At 55.0% G+C, this 23,314-nt stretch carries 17 protein-coding genes; 2 read left to right on the top strand and 15 right to left on the bottom strand.

Features of this window, described 5'->3' with window-relative positions:
* Positions 1–16: 16 nt before the first annotated feature.
* The 8 genes from HMPREF0573_RS08430 to HMPREF0573_RS08465 form a co-directional block, all read right to left on the bottom strand.
* A complete protein-coding gene (locus HMPREF0573_RS08430) occupies positions 17–859 on the bottom strand; it encodes a shikimate dehydrogenase family protein (protein WP_036324197.1) in 843 nt (280 codons plus the stop codon).
* A 6-nt stretch (positions 860–865) separates the two neighbouring features.
* Positions 866–2,344, bottom strand: coding sequence for an endolytic transglycosylase MltG (gene mltG, locus HMPREF0573_RS08435; RefSeq protein ID WP_004006778.1), 1,479 nt, complete (start codon positions 2,342–2,344; stop codon positions 866–868).
* 24 nt (positions 2,345–2,368) lie between these two features.
* Complete coding sequence (ruvX, locus tag HMPREF0573_RS08440) at positions 2,369–2,827, bottom strand: Holliday junction resolvase RuvX (RefSeq protein WP_004010655.1); 459 nt, start codon at positions 2,825–2,827, stop codon at positions 2,369–2,371.
* A 59-nt stretch (positions 2,828–2,886) separates the two neighbouring features.
* Entirely contained in the window at positions 2,887–5,574 is a 2,688-nt protein-coding gene (gene alaS / locus HMPREF0573_RS08445; protein ID WP_013189566.1) for an alanine--tRNA ligase, read from the bottom strand.
* 105 nt (positions 5,575–5,679) lie between these two features.
* Positions 5,680–5,973: a hypothetical protein gene (locus tag HMPREF0573_RS08450; protein ID WP_004010653.1), complete on the bottom strand. Its 294-nt coding sequence runs from the start codon at positions 5,971–5,973 to the stop codon at positions 5,680–5,682.
* Between the two features lie 8 nt (positions 5,974–5,981).
* Positions 5,982–6,338 carry a DUF948 domain-containing protein gene (locus HMPREF0573_RS08455; RefSeq protein ID WP_036324192.1) on the bottom strand — a complete coding sequence of 119 codons (357 nt, stop codon included), beginning with the start codon at positions 6,336–6,338 and terminating at the stop codon, positions 5,982–5,984.
* Positions 6,339–6,454: 116 nt separating this feature from the next.
* The gene (gene rpsD, locus HMPREF0573_RS08460) at positions 6,455–7,075 is read right to left on the bottom strand and encodes a 30S ribosomal protein S4 (protein WP_004009608.1); all 621 of its coding nucleotides are present in this window, start codon (positions 7,073–7,075) and stop codon (positions 6,455–6,457) included.
* Between the two features lie 139 nt (positions 7,076–7,214).
* Positions 7,215–8,552, bottom strand: coding sequence for a replication-associated recombination protein A (locus HMPREF0573_RS08465; RefSeq protein ID WP_004009609.1), 1,338 nt, complete (start codon positions 8,550–8,552; stop codon positions 7,215–7,217).
* Between the two features lie 50 nt (positions 8,553–8,602).
* Here HMPREF0573_RS08465 and HMPREF0573_RS08470 point away from each other — a divergent pair, with 50 nt between their 5' ends.
* Positions 8,603–10,945 carry an MMPL family transporter gene (locus HMPREF0573_RS08470; protein ID WP_236589603.1) on the top strand — a complete coding sequence of 781 codons (2,343 nt, stop codon included), beginning with the start codon at positions 8,603–8,605 and terminating at the stop codon, positions 10,943–10,945.
* A gap of 3 nt (positions 10,946–10,948) precedes the next feature.
* Here HMPREF0573_RS08470 and HMPREF0573_RS08475 read toward each other — a convergent pair whose 3' ends face one another.
* From HMPREF0573_RS08475 to HMPREF0573_RS08500, 6 genes are all read right to left on the bottom strand, one after another.
* Positions 10,949–11,572: an L-threonylcarbamoyladenylate synthase gene (locus HMPREF0573_RS08475; protein WP_004009611.1), complete on the bottom strand. Its 624-nt coding sequence runs from the start codon at positions 11,570–11,572 to the stop codon at positions 10,949–10,951.
* A 111-nt stretch (positions 11,573–11,683) separates the two neighbouring features.
* A complete protein-coding gene (gene aspS / locus HMPREF0573_RS08480; RefSeq protein WP_041798072.1) occupies positions 11,684–13,483 on the bottom strand; it encodes an aspartate--tRNA ligase in 1,800 nt (599 codons plus the stop codon).
* 142 nt (positions 13,484–13,625) lie between these two features.
* Positions 13,626–15,497 carry a GTPase family protein gene (locus HMPREF0573_RS08485; protein ID WP_236589601.1) on the bottom strand — a complete coding sequence of 624 codons (1,872 nt, stop codon included), beginning with the start codon at positions 15,495–15,497 and terminating at the stop codon, positions 13,626–13,628.
* Entirely contained in the window at positions 15,497–17,194 is a 1,698-nt protein-coding gene (locus HMPREF0573_RS08490; protein ID WP_013189571.1) for a dynamin family protein, read from the bottom strand. The genes HMPREF0573_RS08485 and HMPREF0573_RS08490 overlap by 1 nt, the downstream gene beginning before the upstream one ends.
* Positions 17,187–18,506, bottom strand: a complete 1,320-nt coding sequence (gene hisS / locus HMPREF0573_RS08495; RefSeq protein WP_004006766.1) for a histidine--tRNA ligase — start codon at positions 18,504–18,506, stop codon at positions 17,187–17,189. Before hisS ends, HMPREF0573_RS08490 begins: the two co-directional genes overlap by 8 nt.
* A 19-nt stretch (positions 18,507–18,525) precedes the next feature.
* Complete coding sequence (locus tag HMPREF0573_RS08500) at positions 18,526–19,236, bottom strand: MBL fold metallo-hydrolase (RefSeq protein ID WP_004006765.1); 711 nt, start codon at positions 19,234–19,236, stop codon at positions 18,526–18,528.
* Between the two features lie 150 nt (positions 19,237–19,386).
* Here HMPREF0573_RS08500 and HMPREF0573_RS08505 point away from each other — a divergent pair, with 150 nt between their 5' ends.
* Positions 19,387–20,901 carry a DUF349 domain-containing protein gene (locus HMPREF0573_RS08505; protein WP_004010647.1) on the top strand — a complete coding sequence of 505 codons (1,515 nt, stop codon included), beginning with the start codon at positions 19,387–19,389 and terminating at the stop codon, positions 20,899–20,901.
* Positions 20,902–20,961: 60 nt separating this feature from the next.
* Here HMPREF0573_RS08505 and HMPREF0573_RS08510 read toward each other — a convergent pair whose 3' ends face one another.
* Positions 20,962–23,301 carry a RelA/SpoT family protein gene (locus tag HMPREF0573_RS08510; protein WP_013189572.1) on the bottom strand — a complete coding sequence of 780 codons (2,340 nt, stop codon included), beginning with the start codon at positions 23,299–23,301 and terminating at the stop codon, positions 20,962–20,964.
* Positions 23,302–23,314 lie beyond the last annotated feature (13 nt).

Here is a 23,314-nt window from a genome sequence, read left to right on the forward strand (position 1 = left end):
AAAGCTCGCACTTATTCTAATCTGTGGAGTTGACGACTTTCAGCAAAGTGGGGCGTAAAACCGCAGCGTCAATTTCCTCTCCGGTGAACAATTTAACCTGAGCGACGCCTTGGTGCAGCAGCATTTCCCAACCAGGGATAATCTGAGCACCGCAGGACTTTGCCCAGCGGGCGACCGGAGTCGGCCACGGTGCGTAAGCCGCGTCCAGTAATATCGAATTCGGATTAATCCGCAGCTGCGCCATTGGCAGGGCATCTTGGACGGGGGCGGGAACTGTTCCCATCAGCAGGCGTGCCGCGCTCAGGGCTAGGTTGACCGCCTCGGTCTGGTGCCACGCCACTGCGGAAATGCACAAGCCCATCCGTCGTGCGGCTTGAAAGGCCGCCCCCGTTTGTTCCGTATTCCGCGAAATTATGGTCAGTTCTTTCATCCCCAGCTCTGCGCAAGCCGCTAGGGCAGAAGCCGCTGTGGAGCCCGAGCCAAAGATAACCGCGCTGCCCGTTGACGGCAATTCCTCCCCGGTAGCTCCCCGAAAAGCCTCGACAATGCCCCGGACGTCAGTATTAAATCCAGTCCAGTCCCCTCCCGTAGCCGGGACCAGGGTGTTAACCGCGCCGGTAGCTTTAGCCAAACCGTCAGCAAAAGTGGCAACCTGCAGCGCTTCTGGCTTCAGAGGCATGGTCACCGCCAAGCCACGCAATTGGGTATCCGCTCCGGACAGGAATGCATTGAGTGTCCCCCGCTGAACCTGTTGGCGCCGAAAATCCCAGTTCAAACCCAGTTCGCGATACGCTGCAAGATGTATGACGGGAGACAAAGAATGTGAAATTGGGTCTCCCAGGACCAAACAGTACGGCACGACCCGCTACCCTTTACAAATATTGGAGTGATCCTTACAGAACTGTTTCAACAACTCCACATTGGCTTTCTGTTCCTCCATGGTCGCACTGAAACGGGTTTCACCAGTGTTCAAATCTACCGTGGTGAAGTAAAGCCAGTCTCCCGGTGGCGGGTTGTGGGTACCGTCAAAAGCGTCCTGACCCACGACCCCGATAGGTCCCGGCGGAAGCCCCTTGTGACGGTAAGTATTGTACGGATTGGAAGCGTCAGCAACCTCACCGGAGGTCGGAATTTTGCGCGATTTCGAGGCTTCACCCAAGCCGTAGATAACCGTGGAATCCATGTTCAAGAACCCGACGGTTTCTTTGCTCGTATCCATGCGGTTTTCCAGAACCCGAGCAATCTTTGCATAGTCCTGTTTTTGCAGGTCACTGCCCTCACGCTGGACGATAGATGCCTTGGTGAGGAAGGTCTCCCACTGGTCTTCAGGAATTCCTGACTCTCGCAGCCGTTTCACGTTCGCTGCCACCATCTGGCGCACCGTTTCGGTCGCGTCCTGACCAGGTCCCACCAGGTACGTTCCGGGAGCTAACCAGCCTTCGATGTTTCCCCCAGCGACTTTGGGTAGCCCTGGAGCTTTGGCAAAAGCTGCCTCCACGTCCGCATCGCTGAATCCAGCAGTGTTGACTAGCTGCTCTTTGACCTGCCACTTTGTCAGACCGGGACCAATCGTAATTTGATCATCGACCCGGTTTGCTTTGTCAATCAAGATTGACAAAGCGTTGACGGCAGACATGTGTTTAGCCATGGCATAAGTTCCGGGCTGAATCGCAGAACACGCCGCCTCTTGGTCACGGCAGGCATTAAAGAAAGCCTGTGAAGAGGCCACGACCTGCGCTTTAGCCAGAATGCTACCAATGTCTGACCCCAGAGCACCCTCGGGAACGGTCACCATGACCTGACCGGTGCCGCTGCCTTCATAATCGGCTCCCTTTGCGCTCAACCAACGGTTGAAGATGATGGCACCAAAAACAATCGCTATCACCAGCAGCGTCACGACTATAGCCAGGATGATAAAAGTGCGATTGCGCATAGTTTTACGGCGCCGAATTCGGGATCGCTTATCACGCCGACGATTGTCACTCAGAGTAACTTCAGGTTGCTCGGCGGGAGTAACCTGCGTGTCCTGTAACAGAGATTCCCAGGTCGTGTCTGCGGCTGGGGGTATGTCTGGGGTCACGCGGGGAAAAGACGGGGGGTGAGGTTCCTCGTGATAGTCACGAAAGTTTGGAAGTTCGTGTGGTTCTGGCTGAACCGTTGTGTACGGAGATGCGACGAAAGGCGACGCCGGTATTGGAGTCTGCGGAAGAGCCGCCTCGGGTGGAAGTGCCGAGGTCGCGGGAGACTGCGAGTCAAGCTGACTCAAGGCAGCCTGACCGTGTTGAGCCAAATACCGACGTCGGCGTCGGGGTCCCATCGAAGCTAAATCTTCAGTTTCTGACATGTACTTCCCTTGTTCCGTGGTTTACTAAATGATAACCAACTCACCAGGTAAGTTTCCTGTTTGAGTTAAAGTTTCTAAAGCTCGCGTGAGGATGGTCACGGCAGCAAGTTGGTCAACCATCTCCTTTTGGCGGCGGGCGCAGACTCCCGCTTGTTGCAGTTTGGCGTGCGCATCAGCCGAGCTCAATCGTTCATCAATGAGATGCACCGGTAGCTCACCAAGTCGCCGCACTAAACGCCGGGCATAAGACCGTGCCATCCGCGCCGCCTCGCCTTCTTTGCCACTCATCAGTTTCGGCAAGCCCACAAACACAGCTGCAGGGTTACTGTCCGTAATGATTGCCAACAGTTCATCCAGTTCAGAACCGTCCGGCTGCACCTGCAGAGTCTTCACCGGTAGAGCCAAGGAGGTACCCGACACCGAGCGGGCGACTCCGATGCGCGCCTTGCCCACGTCTATGGCGAGAAAGTTTCCGGCAACCATCCTGTGCGCTATCTCCTCTCGACTTGTCGGCTCGGGACCAGCCCGAACCGACAAGTTGCTTACTTCGTGAGTATGGTTCGCAGGGTATCCACGAGGGCATTCAGACCGGTTTCGGGTTTCCCAGCGAGGGCTCCACCACCTTGCGCCAAGTCATCCTTGCCGCCGCCGCCACCGCCCATCGCAGCGGCACCGGCCTTTACCAGCGCCCCAGCTTTCACGCCCTTTTCACGAGCCGCTTCGTTCACTGCCACAACCAGCATTGGTTTTCCGCCAATAACGGCTGCCAAAGCAACGACCGCCGGATTTGCGTTAGAGAATCGTGCTCGCAAAGTGGTGGCTGCTTGACGCAAGTCGTCCACAGAACCTGCTGGGGCGACCTGGTGAATGACCTGTACGCCACACAGCGTTTCAGCAGATTTAGCGTAGTCGTCCAGATTGGACAGCAATGCTGCCAACCGGGTCTTTTCGAGTTCTTTTTCCGCGGTCTTAAGCCGATCCATTAGGGAAGTAATCCGTTCCACCAGGGTTTCCGGCTTGGCGCCGACCAGCTGCGTGACCTGAGACACCAACGCGTGTTCTTTCGCTTGGAATCCCGACGCACCGTTTCCAACCAACGCTTCGATACGCCGTACCCCAGAGCCAATTGAGGATTCTCCCAGTAACGCAATAGACCCAATATGCCCAGTCAACGGCACGTGAGTGCCGCCACAGAACTCCCTGGACCAACCGTCGCCAATATCAACAATCCGCACAATCTTGCCGTACTTTTCCCCGAAAATTGCCTGGGCACCAGTCTTGCGAGCTTCTTCAATCGGCATCTGGTAGTCGGTAACAGTCATATTGGTCTGTACCCGTTCGTTAGCTTCCGCCTCAATGTCTGCCATTAAAGAATCGGGGAGAGCCTTCGCATTGCGGAAATCAAACCGGACGTGCCAGGGAGCATTTTCCGACCCCGCTTGAGTCGCGCCCTGTCCTAAAGAATCCAACAGAATCTGGTGAATGACATGGGTAGAGGTGTGCGCCCGTGCAATCGCTCCACGACGCTCCACATCAATCGTGGCTTGAGCGTCCTCACCGAGGGTGACCTGACCTTCCGTCAAAGTTCCCCGGTGCATCGGCAATCCCTTCACGGGAGCCTGGACATCAGCCACATCCAGTACGCCACCACCAGCGAAAGTAATCTGACCTTGGTCAGCCAGTTGCCCGCCGGCTTCGGCATAGAACGGGGTCCGATCTAGCAAGACTTCAATGGTAGCCGGCGCTGTCGCGACCGGTACCGGTTTGCCGTCCTGCAAGATGCCGACCACTCGCGCCGGAGCGCTGGTTTCGGTGTATCCCAGGAACTCCACCGTGTTGTTTTCGCCTAGTTTCGCAGCCAACTCGTGATAAACGTGTGTGTCCACGTGACCGGTCTTTTTGGCAACGGCATCCGCTCGGGCACGCTGCTTTTGCTCATTCATCAGCTCAGTGAAACGTTTCTCGTCCACCTTAACTCCGGCTTCCGCTGCGATTTCTAAGGTCAGGGACAAGGGGAAACCATAAGTGTCATGCAGTTGGAAAGCATCATCGCCGCTCAGAGCCGCACCGGATTGTTTCGCTTTCGCCACCGCGGTATCCAAGATGACGGTTCCGGCATCGAGGGTGCGACGGAAAGCGTCCTCCTCGGCATAAGCCACTTCGGAGATAGTATCCCAGTCCTTTTCCAGTTCCGGATAGGAGGCTTTCATCACATTCATGGAAGCCGGTAACAACTGTGGCATGACAGCCTCGGATACGCCCAACAGTCGCATGGAACGGACTGCGCGGCGCATCAAGCGGCGCAGCACGTAGCCTCGCCCCTCATTGCTGGGACGAACCCCATCGCCAATCAACATCAGGCTGGAACGCACATGATCAGCCACGATACGGAAATGCACATCCATCTGGTCAGTACTAGAGGTGTAGCGACGTCCAGACATATCCTGAGCGGCGGCAATGACGGGGAACACTTCGTCGATTTCGTACATGTTGTCTTTGCCTTGGAGGACGAAAGCCAGACGTTCCAAGCCCAAGCCTGTATCGATAGCGGTCTGGTCGAGCTTACCCAGCAGTGGGTAATCCTTCCCAGTGCCCTCGCCACGGAGAAATTCATCAAAAACCAGGTTCCACAGTTCTAGGTAGCGGTCGCCTTGTGTGTCAACTTCCGGACCGCCCTCGGGACCGTATTCGGGACCGCGATCCAAGTGAATCTCCGCACAGGGACCGGCAGGACCGGGCTGACCGGTATCCCAAAAGATTTCTTCGCGCGGAAGTTTTTGGACGTGGGTAGGGTCCAGACCGATTTGCCGAGTCCAAATGTCCCAAGCGGCTTCGTCCTGCTCCCAAATGGTGACCCAAAGCTTGTCGCCATCCAGACCGTAACCGCCGTCCTTTTGACTGCCGGTCAGCAGGTCCCAGGCAAACTTCGAAGCACCTTCCTTAAAGTAGTCACCGAAAGAAAAGTTCCCGCACATCTGAAAGAAAGTACCGTGACGAGTGGTCTTCCCGACCTCATCAATATCGTTAGTGCGAATACACTTTTGCACCGATGTGGCTCGCGGCCACGGTGCCGGTTCAGTCCCCACAATGTAAGGAATGAACGGAACCATCCCCGCGATAGTGAACAAAATCGAGGGGTCGGGAGAAATAAGTGGCACCGAGGGACGAACCTCGTGACCATTCTTTGCAAAAAAATCCAGCCAACGCTGACGAACTTCCGCAGTACGCATGTATATGTTTCTTTCTTTCAGCTCCGGGCTGTTCCCGGAATTATCTGTCCTAGTCTCCCGGTCGGTTGGTTCCGGGTGGCTTTCGTTTATTGTCGATGAATGTAATTAAAAGTCCAGGTCATCATCTGCAGCAGAGTCACGGTGGCGTCCGCGTCCAACTTTGAAACCCGCGCCGTCGTCCTTCCGAGCGTTCCAGGTCTCACGAGCCTGTTCGATTTCTGAATCACTGGAGCTGAGAGCCTCGATGAGTTCCCCCTCACGCTGCGACATATCCGCACGGAAACGCTCGGTCATCTGATCAACAGTCTGCCGGAACGGGGTCACGGTGAAGTATGCCGCCAGCGCCGCCCCTGCCGAAAGGAGCAGCGTCGTTCCCACTACTTTTGCCGTATTCGACATTCCTCCCCCTACTTCGCATTCTTTCGGTCAATACCCATAGCTTTACGCACCGCGTAGCTAAACGCCGCGACTTTAATCAGCGGTCGACCGAGCGTCGCCGTAAACAAGGTCGTCAATGCCGAGAGATCCTCGACGGAACGATTCGCTGCCGAGGTCATAGAATCGACCCGTTCTAACTGGTTATTGACCTGGTCCAAAGAAGTCTGCCCCTGTTTGACCGCCACGACCGTTTCGTCTCCGATTGCTTTAATGGATTGCTCCAGTTGGGAAAAAACTCCGCCCAGTTTCCACAGTGGCACAGCCAAAACCAGCACCAATACCGCAAAAGTCACGGCGGCAATAATCCCGGCAATTTCACCAATCATGTCATTCTCCTGTCCCGGTATAGCGACCCATTTCCGCGTTTTCGGCGCGATTTGCGCCGTAAGCATTCTAACTTTAAACAATTGGCCCTGGGAAAATCCCAGGGCCACTGTAAGGTTTAGCGGGAATAGTGCTCCACGACCAGTTGCACTTCACACTGAATCGGAACTTCTTCGCGCTTCGGCTTACGTTCCAACGTAAAACGCAACTTTTCCAAATCGACCTTCAGGTAATCAGGGACGGGAGGCAGCACATCGCGGTGCGAACCGCGTGCGGCTACCACGAAGGGGTCCTTCACCTGGGAGGTCGGTTTAACCTGCACGGTCTGTCCGGGACGCACCTTGTAAGAGGGACGGTCCACAATCTTGCCGTCAACCAGAATGTGACGGTGTGTTACCGCCTGGCGAGCCTGGAACATAGTGCGACCAAAGCCGGCACGCAACACCAGGGCATCAAGACGCATTTCCAGCAATTCCACCAGGTTGTCACCGGTCTGACCTTCCATCCGGCGAGCCTCCTGGAAGGTCTTCACCAGCTGAGCCTCACGAATGGCGTACTGGGCGCGCAAACGCTGCTTTTCTTTCAAACGCACCGCGTAGTCGGATTCACTACGACGACGAGCGCGACCATGTTCGCCGGGTCCATACGGACGACGTTCAAAGTACCGCTTAGCTTTCGGGGTCAGCGGCATCCCCAAGGCGCGAGACAAGCGCACCATTTTCCGAGAACGGTTTCCCATTATTATTCTTCCTGTCTTATCGCAAAGTCGCCCCGCGAGGGCATCTCAACGGGGAGGGGTCACCTTCATGGCTAAGACCCCAGGTGTCCGGACGCCAAGCAACCGAAGGTCAACCAAAGCGCCGGGCAACTTAGCTATCTTACCCCATTTTTTGAATCTTGCGTATTTTTGCCAGCCTATCACCCAAAGTGACTTCCCACCCGTGCGCGGAAGGCTCGTAATAAATCTTGTCTTTCAGTGGGTCAGGCAGGTATTGCTGCGTGACTATACCGCGAGTGTCGTCGTGGGGGTAGCGATAGGTACCGACGATTTTCCTATCCGTAGCGGCACCCGGATAATGCTGATCCCGCAGATAGGTCGGAACGGTTCCAATGTTGCCGGACTCCACGTCAGCTAAAGCGGAGTTGATACCTACGTAAGCCCGATTCGACTTTGGAGCAGTCGCCACCGCGACGACAGCCTCTGCCAGGGGAATCCGCCCCTCTGGCATCCCAATCAATTGCACCGCTTGTGCTGCCGCGACCGCCAGGGGCAGCACACTGGGGTCTGCCAACCCGACGTCTTCTGCCGCCGCGATAACGACGCGGCGGGCAATGAAACGCGGGTCTTCCCCGGCTTTAATCATCCGCGCCAAATAGTGCAGGGCAGCGTCGGGGTCAGAGCCGCGCATCGACTTGATAAACGCCGACGCCACGTCATAATGCTCGTCAATACCGTAGCGCACCACAGCCGTGTCCGCTGCCGCTGCCACATCGTCTTCAGTAATCTCGCTCGCAGCCCGGGAATCCGCTCCTCCGGCAGCAGCCTCCAACAGAGTCAGGGCTTTGCGCCCGTCCGCGCCGGCTAATCTGATGAGACTTTCCCTAGCGTCCGGAGTCAGGGTGTATTTCCCACCCAGTCCCCGTTCATCTGCCAAAGCCCGGTCCATGATGATTTCAATGTCCCGGTTCGTTAAAGGTTGCAGGGTCAGCAAGAGGGACCGAGACAGCAGCGGAGAAATAACCGAGAAAGCCGGATTTTCAGTGGTGGCAGCCACCAGGATAACCCACCGGTTCTCCACTGCCGGCAGCAGCGAGTCCTGTTGCGATTTAGAAAACCGGTGAACTTCATCCAGGAATAATATGGTTTCTTGTCCGCTCAGGCTCAGCCGTTGCTTCGCCGCATTGATGACCTCTCGAACTTCTTTCACTCCCGCATTGATGGCAGACAGCTGGGCATAGTCTCGACCTCCTGCCTGCGCCACCAAATATGCCAAAGTCGTTTTACCGGTGCCGGGCGGACCGTAGAGAATCACCGAGGAGGTCATCTCGGTGTCTCCCCGTAACAGCCTCTGCAATGGGGAATTGGGTGCCAAAAGGTGCGACTGCCCCACCAATTCTTCGACGTTACGTGGACGCATCCGCACTGCCAAAGGGGCATCCGGGCGAAACTCCGGAACCCCCTTGCCGGTATCACTCAAGGAATCAAACAAGTCCATGCCACCACCCTAGTGAAAATTACCCCAAAGTGTGTGAGACAATGCATAACATGTTTTTCAAACTATATCGCCGGTTGAATCGACGCCCCCTCCCCACGGTGTTGATTTGGGCTCTGGTGATAGTTATCTGTGCAGTTTTTACATTGACCGGTTTTGGTTTTGGAAGCATGTGGAATCGCGTTGAAAACCGCCTGGTATCAATCCCCGGTTCGGAATCCTACGTGGCATCGCAAATCCTCAATGACAGCCGTAGCTCGAACTATCAGGCGTACCTCATCGTCACCGGCGTGGACATGGATAAGCAACGTGCGGAAGTTAAGAATGTGCTGGACTCCGCGGCGGCGAGTTTCAGCGAGGTTCCGGGGGTAATTCCGGCAGGGGTGCTGTATCCCTTCGCGAAAGGTGACGACGTCAATAACCCCGACGCGAAAACTTTGATGGACAAGTTTATTGCAAAAGATAAGCACGGTTTCATGATGGTGGTACTGCTGGATCTGACCCAGTTTCCCCAACGTGCCGATGATATCCGCGCCATGACTGAGCACGCTTTAAGCCAAATCGCCGGTGACATGCGCTCATTTGCGCCCCACGCCACGGGACTCGTCACAGATCAAGACTTGAATAATCGCGAAGTGGCTCTCAATGCGCATCACGATTCTCTCCAGGCTAATCTGATTGCTTTGCTGCTGATTTTCACGGTGCTGTTTGGGGCTATGGGACGTCTGCGCCTGGCTCTGCTCGCTTTCATTCCGAGCCTTTGCGGGTGGATTGTGACGCGCACCATCGCTACGCTAGTTTCCCTCGTCGTCAAACCCGCTCCCGGTGACTCTGCCCTGGTCACTATGCTTTCACTAGGGGTGGTGACCGGGTATGCGGTGTTTCTCATCAGCCGCAGTCGCTCTCGTTTAGCAGTCATGAAATACACTGCCGAGATTCCGCGCGTTTCCAAGCCTCGTGGACGACGGCTGCGCAAGCGTCGCGACTCACTCACCCCCTTAGATGAAGTTTTCGCACATTCGGCGCCTGCCATGCTGATTTCCACGGCATTGATTGTGCTGGGATTGATTATGGTCGCCATATTCCCTGCCAGCAGCCTGCGCTGGGTGGCTCTGGTCAGCATGTTCTCGATTCTGGAATGCTACGCAATCGGAGCCACGTTAATTCCCTCGCTGCTGTACCTCGGTATCACCTGGTTGGATTGCCCTCGTCCGCAATGGCATCGACAGGTCTTGAGTGCCGTTTCCTCCCGGATACGTTCTCTGGGCACCCGGCTGTGGGCGCCATTTGCCTCACGAAAGCCTGCCAGACCGATTTTGACGGGTGTCCTGGTGGTGTTTCTGCTGGTGCTGGCTGTTCCCACCTTTGGGATTACTTGGCATACATCAGGACAAACCACTTTCCCCCCGGGAACAAATGCCGCAAAATTTGAGTCTTTGCGTGCCGCCCATTACGGTACCACGGCTGCTACCCCTGATATTCAGATTCTCGGTAAAACTACCGCCGCAAATATGCAAAGCTGGTCGGTGGCAGTAGGGAAAATCCCCGGTGTGGCGGCAATGACTGCGGGTAACACCGAAATCGCTGGAGACTTCAGCGTTTTGAACGTTGATTTGAAACCGGGTATCACCAACCGGCAAGCCGGAGAGATTGTGAAAACTATCCGCAAACTACCTTCGAAATTTCCAAAATGGACCACTGGACAGGCCGCCAACCAGGTTGATTTCGCCTCCGAGCTAATCAAGTTTGTCCCCCCGCTGGCAGGAGTTATGGTCCTGGCTACTTTCTTGGTCATTTTGCGCGCCACCAGGCATGTCTGGGCGGCAGTGTGGGCGACTTTGCTGAACTCCTTGAATCTGTTGGTGGCGTTAGGGCTGACAACCTTAGTTTTCCAAGACGGGTGGGGCGCGTTCTTGCCTAAACTGGCGCGTTCCGGAGGAGTCGACCCTAACGTGGCAGTTTTATTGGCAGGTTTCGGTTTCGCGCTATCCCTGGATTATCAGTTCTATGCCATGAATAAATCGAAACACCACCTCCCTGAGGAACTCGCGGACTTGGACGATGACCCGTTGCTAAACGAATTAACTCAAACCCGTGGTGCCCTGTGGACTCGCTCTGTGGTTCACCTGGCGATTTTTCTGGCTTTCCTGCCGATGCACGCCATGCCCGTGAAACAGTCGGCTTTCGCCCTCGTCATCGTGGTGCTGCTCAACGTATTGTTCAGCCGACTGTTCCTCTCTCCCCTGTTGGAGACTTACCCGGCGCGAAAGTCACAAGACTCCGAATTGGTTTGGGAAGATGAACTTCCAGACCAGAGCGAACCCAACGCAATAGACGGCGCACCTGCCCTTGAGAGCCTTGAAGCCAACGGTACCGCTGCGGAGGCAAGCGACTAATCGCTACTCCAAGAAATCAACTGGACCGGCTCCTTCCCTGGTCACGATGGGCACATCGTCCTCCATGTTGATGACGGTAGTTGCCTGATCCGAACCAATTGGGGAGTCAACGATTACATCCAGCAGATGTCCCAACTTGGCAATAACTTCCACCGGGTCGCTCAACGGTTCCGTATCGCCGGGCAACAGCAAGGTGCAGGACAAAATGGCCTCTCCCAGGGCTTCTACCAGTGATAACGCAACCTTATGAGCGGGAATCCGCACGCCTACGGTATGTTTCTTTTTGTTCAACGTGGCGCGAGGTACTTCCTTGGTGCCTTTCAGAATAAACGTATAGGGACCCGGAGTCAGCGATTTAATCAGCCGGTATTGAGAATTCGACACCATCACCAGCTGACCCAGCTGAGAAAAGTCGTGGCATACCAGCGTGAAATGGTGTTTGTCATCAAGCTGACGAATTTTCCGAATGCGTTCCAGACCAGCCCCGTTAGCCAAAGCACAGCCCAACGCATATCCAGAATCAGTGGGATACGCCATAATGCCACCGTCTTGGATAATCTCGACAATTTGGCGCAACGAACGAGCCTGCGGATTTTCCGGATGCAGTTCAAAAATTTTCGCACTCATTATTTTCCCTTTGGTAAAAAACTGCCAGCTATCCCATCCATTTTAGAAGGGATAGCTGGCAGTGGAGAGACAACTCGCGGTGATTCTTTTCAGAAGCGCCGTCTACAGCGTTTATTTGCTGACCTCAGTTGACTCGTCGTCTTCGTCCTCTTCCGGCACGTAGTCCACGCCGGTTTCTTTGCGTTGTTCGTCCGTAATCGGAGCGGGCGCACCGGTGAGCGGATCCAAACCGTCGCCAGCCTTTGGGAAAGCGATAACGTCGCGGATCGACGGAGAACCCGTCAGCATCCCGGCGATGCGATCCCAGCCCAGAGCCAGACCGCCATGCGGCGGGGCACCGTACTTGAAAGCATCGAGTAAGAACCCAAAGCGAGCCTGCGCCTCTTCCTGAGAGAAGCCCATAACTTTAAACACCCGCTCCTGAATATCGCGACGGTGGATACGGATGGAACCACCGCCGAGCTCCACCCCATTGCACACAATGTCATATGCATAAGCCAAGGCGCTGCCCGGATCGGTGTCAAAAGTATCGAGACATTCCGGTTTCGGCGAAGTAAATGCGTGGTGTACAGCGGTCCATGCGGAGTGTCCCAGGGCTACGTCACCTTCCGCTTCTGCCTCTCCGGAGGGCTTGAACAGCGGCGCGTCCACCACCCAGGTGAAAGCCCACGCCTTTTCATCGATGAGGTCACAGCGCTTGCCAATCTCCAAACGTGCTGCCCCCAACAACGTTTGTGAAGCGGTCTTGTCCCCCGCGGCAAAGAAAATGCAGTCACCCGGTTGGGCTCCGGTGGCAGCTGCCAAACCGACCTTTTCCGCATCTGAAATATTCTTTGCCACCGGACCGCCAGCTTCGCCTTTTTCATCCAAGGTCACGTATGCCAGACCTTTCGCGCCGCGGGCTTTCGCCCATTCTTGCCACTTGTCAAAAGTACGGCGTGGCTGGGAACCACCTCCGGGCATGACTACCGCTCCCACGTAGGGCGCTTGGAAAATCTTAAACGGGGTGTCTTTAAAAAAGTCGGTCAAATCCACAAGCTCGTATCCGAACCGCAAATCCGGCTTGTCGGAGCCGAAACGATCCATAGCTTCCTGGAAAGGCATCCGCGGAATCGGAGTGGTCAGGTCATAGCCGATGACTTTCCAAATCTCTTTCAGCAGGTGTTCGGTCACCTCGATGACATCGTCTTGATCAACGAAACTCATTTCCATATCGAGCTGCGTAAACTCAGGCTGGCGATCGGCGCGGGAATCCTCGTCTCGGTAGCAACGAGCCAACTGGAAGTAGCGTTCCATTCCACCGACCATCAGTAGCTGCTTGAACAACTGGGGTGACTGCGGCAAGGCATACCACGAGCCGGGTCGAATCCGCGCGGGAACCACAAAGTCGCGCGCCCCTTCCGGGGTGGAACGCGTCAGGGTCGGGGTTTCAATCTCAAGAAACTCATGTTCCTCCATGACCCGCCGCGCGATTTGAGAAATCCGAGAACGCAGCACCAGGTTGTCATGCAGTTGACGACGACGCAAATCAACGAAACGATAACGCAACCGGATGTCTTCGCCTACCTTGGAGTCCTCAGCATGTTCCGAAACTTGGAAAGGCAGGGTCGCGCAAGAATTAAGAATCTCGACATCGTCCGCCATAACCTCAATTTCTCCGGTGGCAATATCGGGATTTTCATTACCTTCGGGGCGTTTGCGCACCTTACCGGTGACCTTGAGCACGTATTCATTACGGACTTCCCGTACCACTTCTTCGCTGACGACCAGCTGCACGATCCCGGAGGCATCACGCAAGTCCATGAAAGCTACTCCACCGTGGTCTCGGCGACGATCCACCCAACCGCAGAGGGTGACGGTCTGACCATCGTGATTCAGGTTCAATTCCGCACATTTGTGATTTCGCAGCAACTTATGCCTTCCTTTGAAAAATCGTCTCAAGTAAACACCGGGGCGATACCCCGACCCCAGCAAGTGGGCTGTCTAAAGTTTAACGCCTATCTGAGCTGAGGGAAAACCCTAGAAAATAACCTGTGGCGTGCAGCCGAGAAAGCTAACAGGATTGCGCTTCCCCGCGCATTTCCAAAAACAGCTCGGACAGCTGGGGATACACATCCAAATTCTGATTCATTTTGACCAGGAACGCCTGACGAGTCACTTCCAGAATGAGGGCGCGGAATTTATCAGCGCATTCTTTCCCGTAGTTTTGCGCCCCGCGGCGCAGCATTTTGGCTCCTGCCAAACTCCATGCCAAGGTACCCACGATGGCCACGGCGAAAATCACGAGGGGCAACGGCGCCGGTCCTACCATCCGTCCGACCGCGCTAGTGCCGGCTCCTCCGAGGAAGGCAACCCCCGCAATGAGGCTCCACAGCAGACCCCCCAGCAGCGCTGCTAACCAGAACCAATGTCCTATACGCCAGATCCGCCACCAGGTCCGGGTGGGACGCGCCGGGAATTTCCACGATTCCAGAGCCAAAGTGAGAGCACTAGCCAGATTGCCGGACAGTTCTATTGCCTTAAGTTGGGCAAAGTTAATCCATTTGGAAGGACGATCCGTGCTGACAACCACGGCATAGGCACGAGCTGCACTTGTAATTCCCGCGGTGTTGACCTGGGTGGAAACTCGGTTTAGCGAATCAGCTTGCGGGGTTGCTGACCCCTCGACCTCACCCGTGCTTGTCGAAGCGTCCGTGGAGGCTGCAGCTGTGCTATCTTCTGACGGGTGTTCTGCAGAAGAGTCCGCAGAGCTCTGGACAGAGTTGTCGTCGACGGGTTCATCCGCAGCAGTTTCGCCCACCGTGATTGCAGAATTCTCACTGGAAGAAGCCAGCGGTTTGATACCGGCTAGCCAATTCAGCACCGGCCACAGGGTCCAAAATCCTCCTGCCTGCAGGTACCGTTTGAAAAAGTTCGTTTGCACTGCCACGAGACCACTGACCTGAGCCACCTGGTCAACCAGCTTTTTTTCGGCTGTGCTCGGCGACGCAGAGTCAGACGGGGATGAATCGGACAGAGGAGACGATTCTCCATTCATTTTCAGTTCCAAGTCTTGACACGACCGCATGGCGATACGACTGATCGCGGCTTGTTCGCTCCTCCAACGGGCTTCCGGCGCACGAGAAATTTCAGCTACGGTTTCCCGGAACTGTGCCAAACTTGAATCTTCATAAACCGAAATTTGCAAGATTTCGGAACTAACCCCGAGCCGTTCCGCAATAGCAGCAAGCTCTTGATTTAGAGTCCCTTGTTGACTCGCGGTCAAGCCCTCGGTGTGAGTCAAAACAAAGTACGAATTTTGCTGCCGCGGAAAGGTGGAAATCTGGCGGTGAAAAGCCGCGTCGGCATATTTTTGGGAATCTGTGGTCCACAAGATTAAATCCGCCGTTTCCAATACCTGCGACACTGCTGAGGTCAGCTCCGGGACTAACAATGTATCGGGCACTTCAACCACAATCAAGTGATTTCCCCGAGACGAACGCACCTGATGAGCTTCGCCAGCCTCGCGCTGGTTTTCCCCGACAAGATTGGACCCGGTAGAGCAAAACTCCACACTGACGCTGCGAGAAATTCCACTCAGCTCCAAAAATGGTGCCCCAGTCACCTCCGCGTCAACATATGCGACCAGTTCCGTCGTGGTGGGACGGTGTGTCCCGGTCGGCACCAGACCGTTGCGGCGGAGCAAGGTGTTGACTACCGTGGATTTTCCAGTACCGCTTGGTCCAGCTACCGCCACCACCGTGACCTGAGGATCCAAGGCGTCTCGGCGTGCTAGCTGCTCCTCCAAACGGCGTAAGTCTTCGTGGGTCCGGGTCAGGAAGGTCTCGGCACTGGACGTAACCTGAGCGTCAGCAAGGCATTCCAAGGCACGTTGGAGGGCTGCCTGCATCCGATTTTTGCGTTGTTCGGGATTGTTCCGAGGCACTAGGACCACTCCTCTCGCAGGATACGCAGCGTCTTTCGTCCCGTGGCGATTACCTCTGAGTTGGCGGGATGGGGAATGCTTTGGCGCAAGGCGACAATATGCTGGTTGACCCGCGCGTACAGCCCATTGCGCAGCATCGCCAGGCTCCACGATTGCAGCTGCATAAGAATTTCGGTATCAAAATAATCTCCCAAAAGCTGGTCGACCCCGGTGAACTCGCAGGTTTCGGGTGACGCTACCCCCGCGAAAAGGATCGCCAAGAATAGCATCTGGAGTTCCTCTGCGGAAAGCTCCTCATCCCGGTTCTGTCCCATTTGGCGATAGCACTCCGTCGGCGTGAGAGACCACTGTTCCAAGAGTTCGCCCCCATCCAGGGGCGAGGCTGTGTTGTCGAAAAGCTGGTCTGGCACTGGCAAAGTGGAATGCTGAATGCTCTGGGCAATCATTTGTTCCATCTGAAAGTCCAGGTTGGATACACTACTTGCCACTGCTCGCTGGACTGAATCTAGCGCCAAATCCAATTGCGTTTGCTGCTTGAGCCAAGCATTTTTCCATTTCAGCCGCTGGCGTACCCAGTTATTTTCAGCCCGGTATTCCTCGAGATGGTGGCGCACACAAGGCTCCAACAAATCCGCAGGCTCTCCTTGGAACCAAGTCGGATCCGCGATCTGCGCATCAACAAAATCTCGTAACTGTTGTTCCAGTCGCTCCACGGTTTGCTCCGCATCGCTGCGCAGCTGCGTCTCTGCGGCGGCTGCAGCGAACACTTCTTCGCTCGAATCCAAGACTTCCTGCAGAGAACCGAACAGGGTCTGGCGAGCCATGGCGGAATGTAGCAAGGCGTCCCCCGCCAGATTATCCAGCCAGTTACGCAAGGGAACTAAATCTTCGGCAGGCAGCTCTCCGTCGGCGATTTGTGTCTCCAAGATGGCAAAAATCGGGACATCTTTGAGGTTGCTGCCTGCAATTTCCGCACTGAAATCCTGCTTTGTCGTCAGGAGGGCACCTTTGGCGACCCGATTTAGCACCGCGCCAATAGCAACATCGCGCCTGGCAGCTTTCCGCAACAGTTCCAGTCCTGGTTCATCCCGGTAGCGGTTGGCGGTAGTCACAAAAATCCATAGGTCAGCCACTTCCAAAAGGTGCTGTGCTAAATCTCGGTTCGTGTCCAGATAGGAATCCAAGTCGGGACAATCAATGAGGCATATACCTGGGGTTATCTTTGGAGTCGCGCGCAGAATCAGCTGGGGTCGGGGTGCCGTCCCAGAGTCTTCACTAGCCGCTCTCGCCTGTTCTGTCGGGGAATCTAAGGTTGCGGGGTCGTCCCACGTGTCGTCCTCTAACAGACGTATCTTTTCAAAGCCCCCTAAGATACGATCCGCCGCCAGCCACAGCTCGTCATCGGGATGGTACACCAGCACTGGGGTGAGGGTCGTGGGGCGTCTCACGGAAGTCGGGACTTGGGAACCGACCAAGGAATTCAGGATGGTCGATTTGCCCACCCCGGTGGAGCCTGCCAGCACTGCTACCAGAGGCCCGTCCAAATCAGTGCCTCTCGCGCACAGATGTTCGCGCAGCCGAGAAATCGCCGAGTCTCGCAGCTTTGTGGCGGCAGCCTGCGCTGCCGGAAAACCAAACATTAGGTCCTCCAGCTGCTGAGCCAACTCATCCAAAGCTACCGCTGGCGATTTATTCATAGTTGGCAATCACCTGCGGTTTCAGAAGGTCGGGCGCGGGCGTAAACGTGTCGGCTTGGGCACTTTCCTGGGTTTCGTTAATTAGATTCTTAACTTCCCCGGATTCCACAAACCACACGTAGGGAATACCACGAGTCACCGCGTATTTGATTTGTTTGCCATACTTGGCAGCGGTGGGGCTGACTTCCGTGTTGATACCGCGAGCCCGCAGCTTCCAAGCCACGTTCTCGGCTTGTCCTCTGGTTTCCTCACTATCTACCGCAACCAAGACACAGGTCGGAACCTGACGGGACACTTTAGCCCAATCGTTAGCCAGAATAATCGAGATGAGACGGGTCAAGCCGATAGACATACCCACCCCCGGAAAGTGGCGTTTACCCTGCGAAACCAAGTTATCGTAGCGCCCCCCGGAACAGATGGAACCGTAAGATTCAGCTCCCGTGATGAATGTTTCGTAAACCATGCCGGTGTAGTAATCGAGCCCACGGGCAATCTTAAAGTCAGCGACCACGTTGCCTTTCTCGTGGTCGGGAACGCTGCGCAGCATCCGCGCCACGTCCTCCAGGCCTTCCTCCAACAGGTCATCTTGTAGTCCCAGATCACGCACCTGTTGGATGACGCTTTCATCAGCACCACAAATGTCTGCCAAGTTCACCAGGGTCTGTACTTGGGACGTATCGAGACCGAGTTCACTGAGCATTCCTGCAAAATCATCGGGGCTGACCTTGTCATGTTTGTCTATGACTTGCAGGACCCCCTCCACGTGTGCGATACCCAAGGCGTTGCAGACACCCTGCAAAATCTTGCGGGAATTCACGTGTACCACCGGGGTGGGAATCGGCAGGGAGTCCAAAGCCTGCGCCATAATCAACGGAGCCTCAATCTCAAATTGGGGCGGTAAAGTTTCGGCTGCCACCATATCAATATCGGCCTGAACAAACTCGCGGAAACGACCCTCCTGGGGACGCTCGCCACGCCATACCTTTTGAATCTGATAACGCTTGAATGGGAACCGCAGCAAGTGCGAGTTTTCTAACACGTAACGCGCCAACGGCACAGTCAAATCAAAGTGCAGTCCGTTCTTACGGTCCTCTTTGCCTTCCTTGTCTTGCAGGCGAGACAGGACGTAGACCTCTTTGGAGGTTTCTCCCTTGCGTTCCAGCTCACTGAGAGGTTCTATAGCGCGCGTCTCTAAATGAGAAAATCCGTGCAGCTCAAATACTTTGGTCAGACGAGAAATCAGCTCGTCCTCAAGGATTTTTTCCTCCGGCGTGAACTCAGGAAAACCTGAAAGTGATGTCATCATGGGCATATTCTCTCATTTTCCCATGTCATCTCAGAAATGGGTTGGTCGCTAGTTCCGCTGCCCAAGTGGTACTTTCTCCGTGACCGGGCAGCAGTAGGGTGTCCGGATTGATGCTGATTTTGAGGGTTCGCAAGGTTTCCGTCATCACCTCAGGGTCAGAATGGGGTAAGTCGGTGCGTCCGATTGAGCCTTTAAATATCACGTCACCGGAAAAGCAAAATGTCTGGTCCTCACGACCGTCAAAGCCAAGTCCTTGACCGTGATCTTCGCCTTTTGCCGCCCCAAAAAACATGGTGCAACCAGGCGAATGACCGGGGGCAGGCAAGGCGCGGAGCGTCAAATCGGGAATAATTTGTGCTCCCCCGCCCGTGAATAATTCATCAGGGGGAGCCTGGACCGTCACTGGTTCCCAGGCTCCGTCCATTTCTGTGAAGTAATTGTCTACTCCCAGCTGGACCCCTGGACCGGGTGCATCCATCCAGAAATGATCGGGTTTTGCCAAATAAATCGGAACCTCCGGGTTGCTGGCGACCACCTGGGCTGTGTTCCACAGGTGATCCGCATGACCGTGAGTCAGCAATACCGCAGCCAGTTCGGCTTCGAGCTCTGACAAGAGTGCTTTGATACGCGGGGCAGTTTTTGCGCCGGGATCAACGACCAGCGCGGATTTGTTAGCAGTTACTGCAACATAGCAATTTTCCCCATAAATTGGCGAAACAATCCGTAACACGTCCATGGTTCAAGGCTAACTGATTTTTTTCATCACGAATTTTCTTTCACCCAGTTTCCCGAAAGTGCGTCTTTTCAAGTAAAGTAATCCTGGAAATATACTTACCAACGCGTACGGAAAGTGCCGCGGCACTAACCCCGTCAGGAGGAAAAATTCATGGTCACGTCTGAACAGGAATCCAACACCAGCGGAATCAAGGAACCCCAGGAAAATCTCTCTGGTGACACCTCAACAGGACCTACCCAGACTGAAGTTGCAGCGAGCAGCCAACCTCAAACTGAGTCACCAGCCGCTCCCCTTCCCGAATCAACAGCCAGCGAAGTATCCTCCGCAACACCAGCGCCCCAGTCTGCAGAAAAACCCGCGCAGCTCACCCCGGTACATCTTGAGAACGCTAATCAGAACAAGTCCGTGGGGTCGGTAGAGAAAATTGCTATGGACGAAGCCTCCAAATACGGTCGTGTTGACGACCAAGGTCGAGTTTTTGTCAAAGACGGCGACACCGAACGGGAAGTCGGTCAATACGCGGACGGAATTCCAGAACAGCCTCTAGCGCTTTACGTGCGTCGTTTCCTCGACCTGCAAGCCCAAGTCGATTTGGCACAAGCACGTTTGGCAACGTTAAAGGCCCACGACATTGATGCCACGCTGAAGTCCTTGGACAAGGCCATGGAATCCCCAATGGTAGTAGGCAACCTGGCTGGGCTGCGTTCGCGTATTGAAAAACTGCGGGAGCTGGGTACCGCCCGCAAAGAACAGCTGGCAGCAGAACGCGAAGTCGCTAAGGCGCAGGCTCTGGAAGCCCGTACCAAGATTGTGGAAACGGCAGAAAAGATTGCTGCCCAAGACCCGGAGCGCACCCAGTGGAAACAATCCGGGGAACGCTTGCGCGAATTGCTGGAATCGTGGAAAGACTCCCAACGCAAGGGTCCACGTATCGATCGCACCACTGAGGATGCCTTGTGGAAACGCTTTTCGGCAGCTCGCACGTCTTTTGATCGACACCGCAAGTCTTTCTTTTCCCAACTTGATGCTCGGCGGGCGGAAGTTCGAAATGCTAAAGAAGCCCTGATTAAGCGTGCTGAAGAGCTTGCCAACTCGACTGATTGGGCGCGGACCTCAGCCGCCTACCGAGATTTGATGGCGGAATGGAAAGCTGCCGGACGGGCTTCCCGAAAAGATGACGATGCTCTGTGGGAACGCTTCCGTGCCGCCCAGCAGGTCTTTTTCGATGCTCGCAGCGCTGACAATGCCAAGACCAATACCGAAGAACAAGCTAATCTTGAGGTGAAAGAACAGCTGCTGCAACAAGCGAAAGCCCTCATGCCGGTGAAGGACCTGGAAACCACCAAGGCAAAATTCCGCGCCTTGCTGGATAAGTGGGACGAGGCTGGACGGGTCCCCCGTGGAGATATGCAGCGTTTGGAAAACGGGTTACGTTCCGTGGAACAGGCCATCGCGAAAGCTGAGAACGATGCCTGGGTAAAGTCCAATCCCGAGACGAAAGCCCGTGCTGAGGGTCTGGTCGGTCAGCTCGAAGAAAAAATCGCCAAACTTGAAAGCAAGATTGCTGCCGCGAAACAAGCCGGCAAGGACACCCAAAAACTGGAAGAAGATTTGCAAGCCCGGAAGGGTTGGCTGGACCAGGCTCGTAAAGCTGCGGCGGAGTAACCTCCCCGAATTACCGTAGCCAGAGATAAAGTCTTCCCGTAACTGGGATTCCCCTGCAGTTTAAGACTGCGGGATTGGTTCTATGGTTCCGTTTTTCCCAGGAGTCACGCGCGTTGCGGAATAAACTCCCGAGATACGTCCCAAGTCATTGAGGATGTCTTGCAGGTGAGAAGGCTCGGCGAGTTCAAAAGCCCAACGTGAATACGCCACCCGGTCGCGAGTGGTGGAAATATTACCCGAGAGAATATTCACGTGATTATCGGTGAGAACCCTGGTTACGTCACTCAACAATCCCCCGCGGTCCAGAGCCTCGATTTGTACCTGAACCAGGAACGGGGTCTTGGCATGTTGCGCCCAATTAACTTTGATGACACGTTCCGGTTGTGAGGCATCGAGATTCTTTGCATTCACACAGTCCACGCGATGCACGGAAACACCGTGCCCTCGCGTGACAAATCCCATAATTTCGTCACCGGGAACCGGGGTACAACACTTTGCCAACTTCACCCAGAGGTCATCGGCGTCCTGACCGTCGACCAATACACCGGATCCCCCGGTACGAGATTCAGAAGTAGGCGCGTGAGTGGGGACGACTTCTTCCTCTGCCAAAGTGTCCTCATCATCATCGGTGAGAGTACCGGTAAAGGTCAGCAGGCGTTCCACTACATTCTGCGCGCTGACGTGGGCATCCCCGATGGTCGCATAAAGAGTATCAACATTTGGTAATCCCAGCTGACTGGCTACTGTTTCCAAAAATTCGTGGCTGGCGAGTTGATGTAACGGCAACTTTTGTTTGCGAATTTCTTTTGCCAGGATTTCGCGACCTTTATCGATGGATTCCTCACGGCGTTCCTTTGAAAACCAGGCTTTAATTTTGGATTTGGCACGTGGGGTCGCCACAAATGACAACCAGTCTCGACTGGGAGAGGCACCGGGAGACTTAGAAGTGAAGATTTCCACCGTGTCGCCGTTTTCCAGTTTCGAGTCCAAAGGAACCAGTTTGCCGTTGACTTTGGCGCCGACCGTCTTATTTCCTACTTCGGTGTGCACGGAATAGGCGAAATCGACCGGTGTGGATCCGGCAGCCAACACCACAACCTGACCTTTCGGGGTGAAGACGTAAACTTGCGCAGAGTTAATTTCGTAACGCAGTGAGTCGAGGAACTCCCCCGAGTCTTGGGTTTGCTTTTGCCAGTCAACCAGTTGACGCAACCAACCCATCTCATTTTCCAGGTCCAAGACCTTGCCGCCCTCGGACTTCTTTAAGGATTTAGCGTTCGGGTTTTCCTTGTACTTCCAGTGCGCAGCAATCCCGAATTCGGCACGGCGGTGCATCTCAAAAGTACGAATCTGAATCTCTACGGGTTTCCCCTTAGGTCCAATCACCGTGGTGTGCAGCGACTGGTACAGGTTGTATTTCGGCATCGCGATATAGTCTTTGAACCGCCCCAGCATCGGAGACCATCGAGAGTGCATCAGCCCCAGCACGGCATAGCAATCTCGCACAGATTCCACCAGGACACGCACTGCCACCAAGTCATAAATGTCGTTGAAGTCACGCCCACGCACAATCATCTTTTGATAAATCGAGTAGTGGTGCTTCGGGCGACCGTTCACTGTCCCCTTAATCTTCGCTTCCCGCAAGTCGCCTTCAATAGTTTGGATAATGGCGCTGAGTTGTTCTTCTCGCCGGGGGGCAGCTTCCTGAATGAGTTTGTCGATTTCTTGATAAATCTGGGGATAGAGGGTTTTAAATGCTAAATCCTCCAGTTCCCACTTAATAGCGTTGAGTCCCATCCGATGCGCCAGCGGGGCATAAATTTCCAGGGTTTCCTTGGCTTTGCGCGCTGCGCTTTCTTTACTAACGTAGCGCCAAGTACGCGCATTATGCAGACGGTCAGAGAGTTTAATCAGCAGGACCCGGATGTCTTTCGCCATCGCTACCAGCATTTTTCGGATGGTTTCAGCAGGTGCAGAATCCCCGTATTTTACTTTGTCGAGTTTGGTGACCCCGTCAACCAAAGCGGCAATGTCCTCACCAAAGTCTCGCTGGCATTGTTCCAGAGAATAGTCGGTGTCCTCGACTGTGTCATGCAGCAAACCCGCGGCAACCGTCGTTTCCGACATACCCAGTTCAGCGAGGATGGTCGCGACTGCCACCGGATGAGTAATGTAAGGCTCTCCGGACTTTCGAAACTGACCCCGATGGTAGCGTTCAGCAGTCTTATAAGCCCGTTCCACGAGGTCGAAGTCTGCTTTCGGGTGGTTTTCTTTGACTGCCCGGATTACGGGTTCTAGCTCCCGGTAAGGACTCCGGGAACGAACCAGCCGAAACAGGGAACCCCGCAACGCGCCAGTGCTCTCACTGGGCTCATTGACAATCTCCGGCGCTTGCTCCATACAGAGATTCTAA

The organism is Mobiluncus curtisii ATCC 43063, from assembly GCF_000196535.1.
Classification (GTDB): Bacteria; Actinomycetota; Actinomycetes; order Actinomycetales; family Actinomycetaceae; genus Mobiluncus; species Mobiluncus curtisii.

Excerpts from the sequence above, each read along its gene's own strand:
- mltG (WP_004006778.1), bottom strand. The coding sequence starts at position 2,344 with ATGTCAGAAACTGAAGATTTAGCTTCGATGGGACCCCGACGCCGACGT.
- hisS (WP_004006766.1), bottom strand. The coding sequence starts at position 18,506 with ATGCCCATGATGACATCACTTTCAGGTTTTCCTGAGTTCACGCCGGAG.
- HMPREF0573_RS08475 (WP_004009611.1), bottom strand. The coding sequence starts at position 11,572 with ATGAGTGCGAAAATTTTTGAACTGCATCCGGAAAATCCGCAGGCTCGT.
- HMPREF0573_RS08455 (WP_036324192.1), bottom strand. The coding sequence starts at position 6,338 with ATGATTGGTGAAATTGCCGGGATTATTGCCGCCGTGACTTTTGCGGTA.
- ruvX (WP_004010655.1), bottom strand. The coding sequence starts at position 2,827 with ATGGTTGCCGGAAACTTTCTCGCCATAGACGTGGGCAAGGCGCGCATC.
- HMPREF0573_RS08510 (WP_013189572.1), bottom strand. The coding sequence starts at position 23,301 with ATGGAGCAAGCGCCGGAGATTGTCAATGAGCCCAGTGAGAGCACTGGC.
- HMPREF0573_RS08490 (WP_013189571.1), bottom strand. The coding sequence starts at position 17,194 with ATGAATAAATCGCCAGCGGTAGCTTTGGATGAGTTGGCTCAGCAGCTG.
- HMPREF0573_RS08500 (WP_004006765.1), bottom strand. The coding sequence starts at position 19,236 with ATGGACGTGTTACGGATTGTTTCGCCAATTTATGGGGAAAATTGCTAT.
- rpsD (WP_004009608.1), bottom strand. The coding sequence starts at position 7,075 with ATGGGAAACCGTTCTCGGAAAATGGTGCGCTTGTCTCGCGCCTTGGGG.
- HMPREF0573_RS08505 (WP_004010647.1), top strand. The coding sequence starts at position 19,387 with ATGGTCACGTCTGAACAGGAATCCAACACCAGCGGAATCAAGGAACCC.
- HMPREF0573_RS08450 (WP_004010653.1), bottom strand. The coding sequence starts at position 5,973 with ATGTCGAATACGGCAAAAGTAGTGGGAACGACGCTGCTCCTTTCGGCA.
- HMPREF0573_RS08470 (WP_236589603.1), top strand. The coding sequence starts at position 8,603 with ATGTTTTTCAAACTATATCGCCGGTTGAATCGACGCCCCCTCCCCACG.
- alaS (WP_013189566.1), bottom strand. The coding sequence starts at position 5,574 with ATGCGTACTGCGGAAGTTCGTCAGCGTTGGCTGGATTTTTTTGCAAAG.
- HMPREF0573_RS08465 (WP_004009609.1), bottom strand. The coding sequence starts at position 8,552 with ATGGACTTGTTTGATTCCTTGAGTGATACCGGCAAGGGGGTTCCGGAG.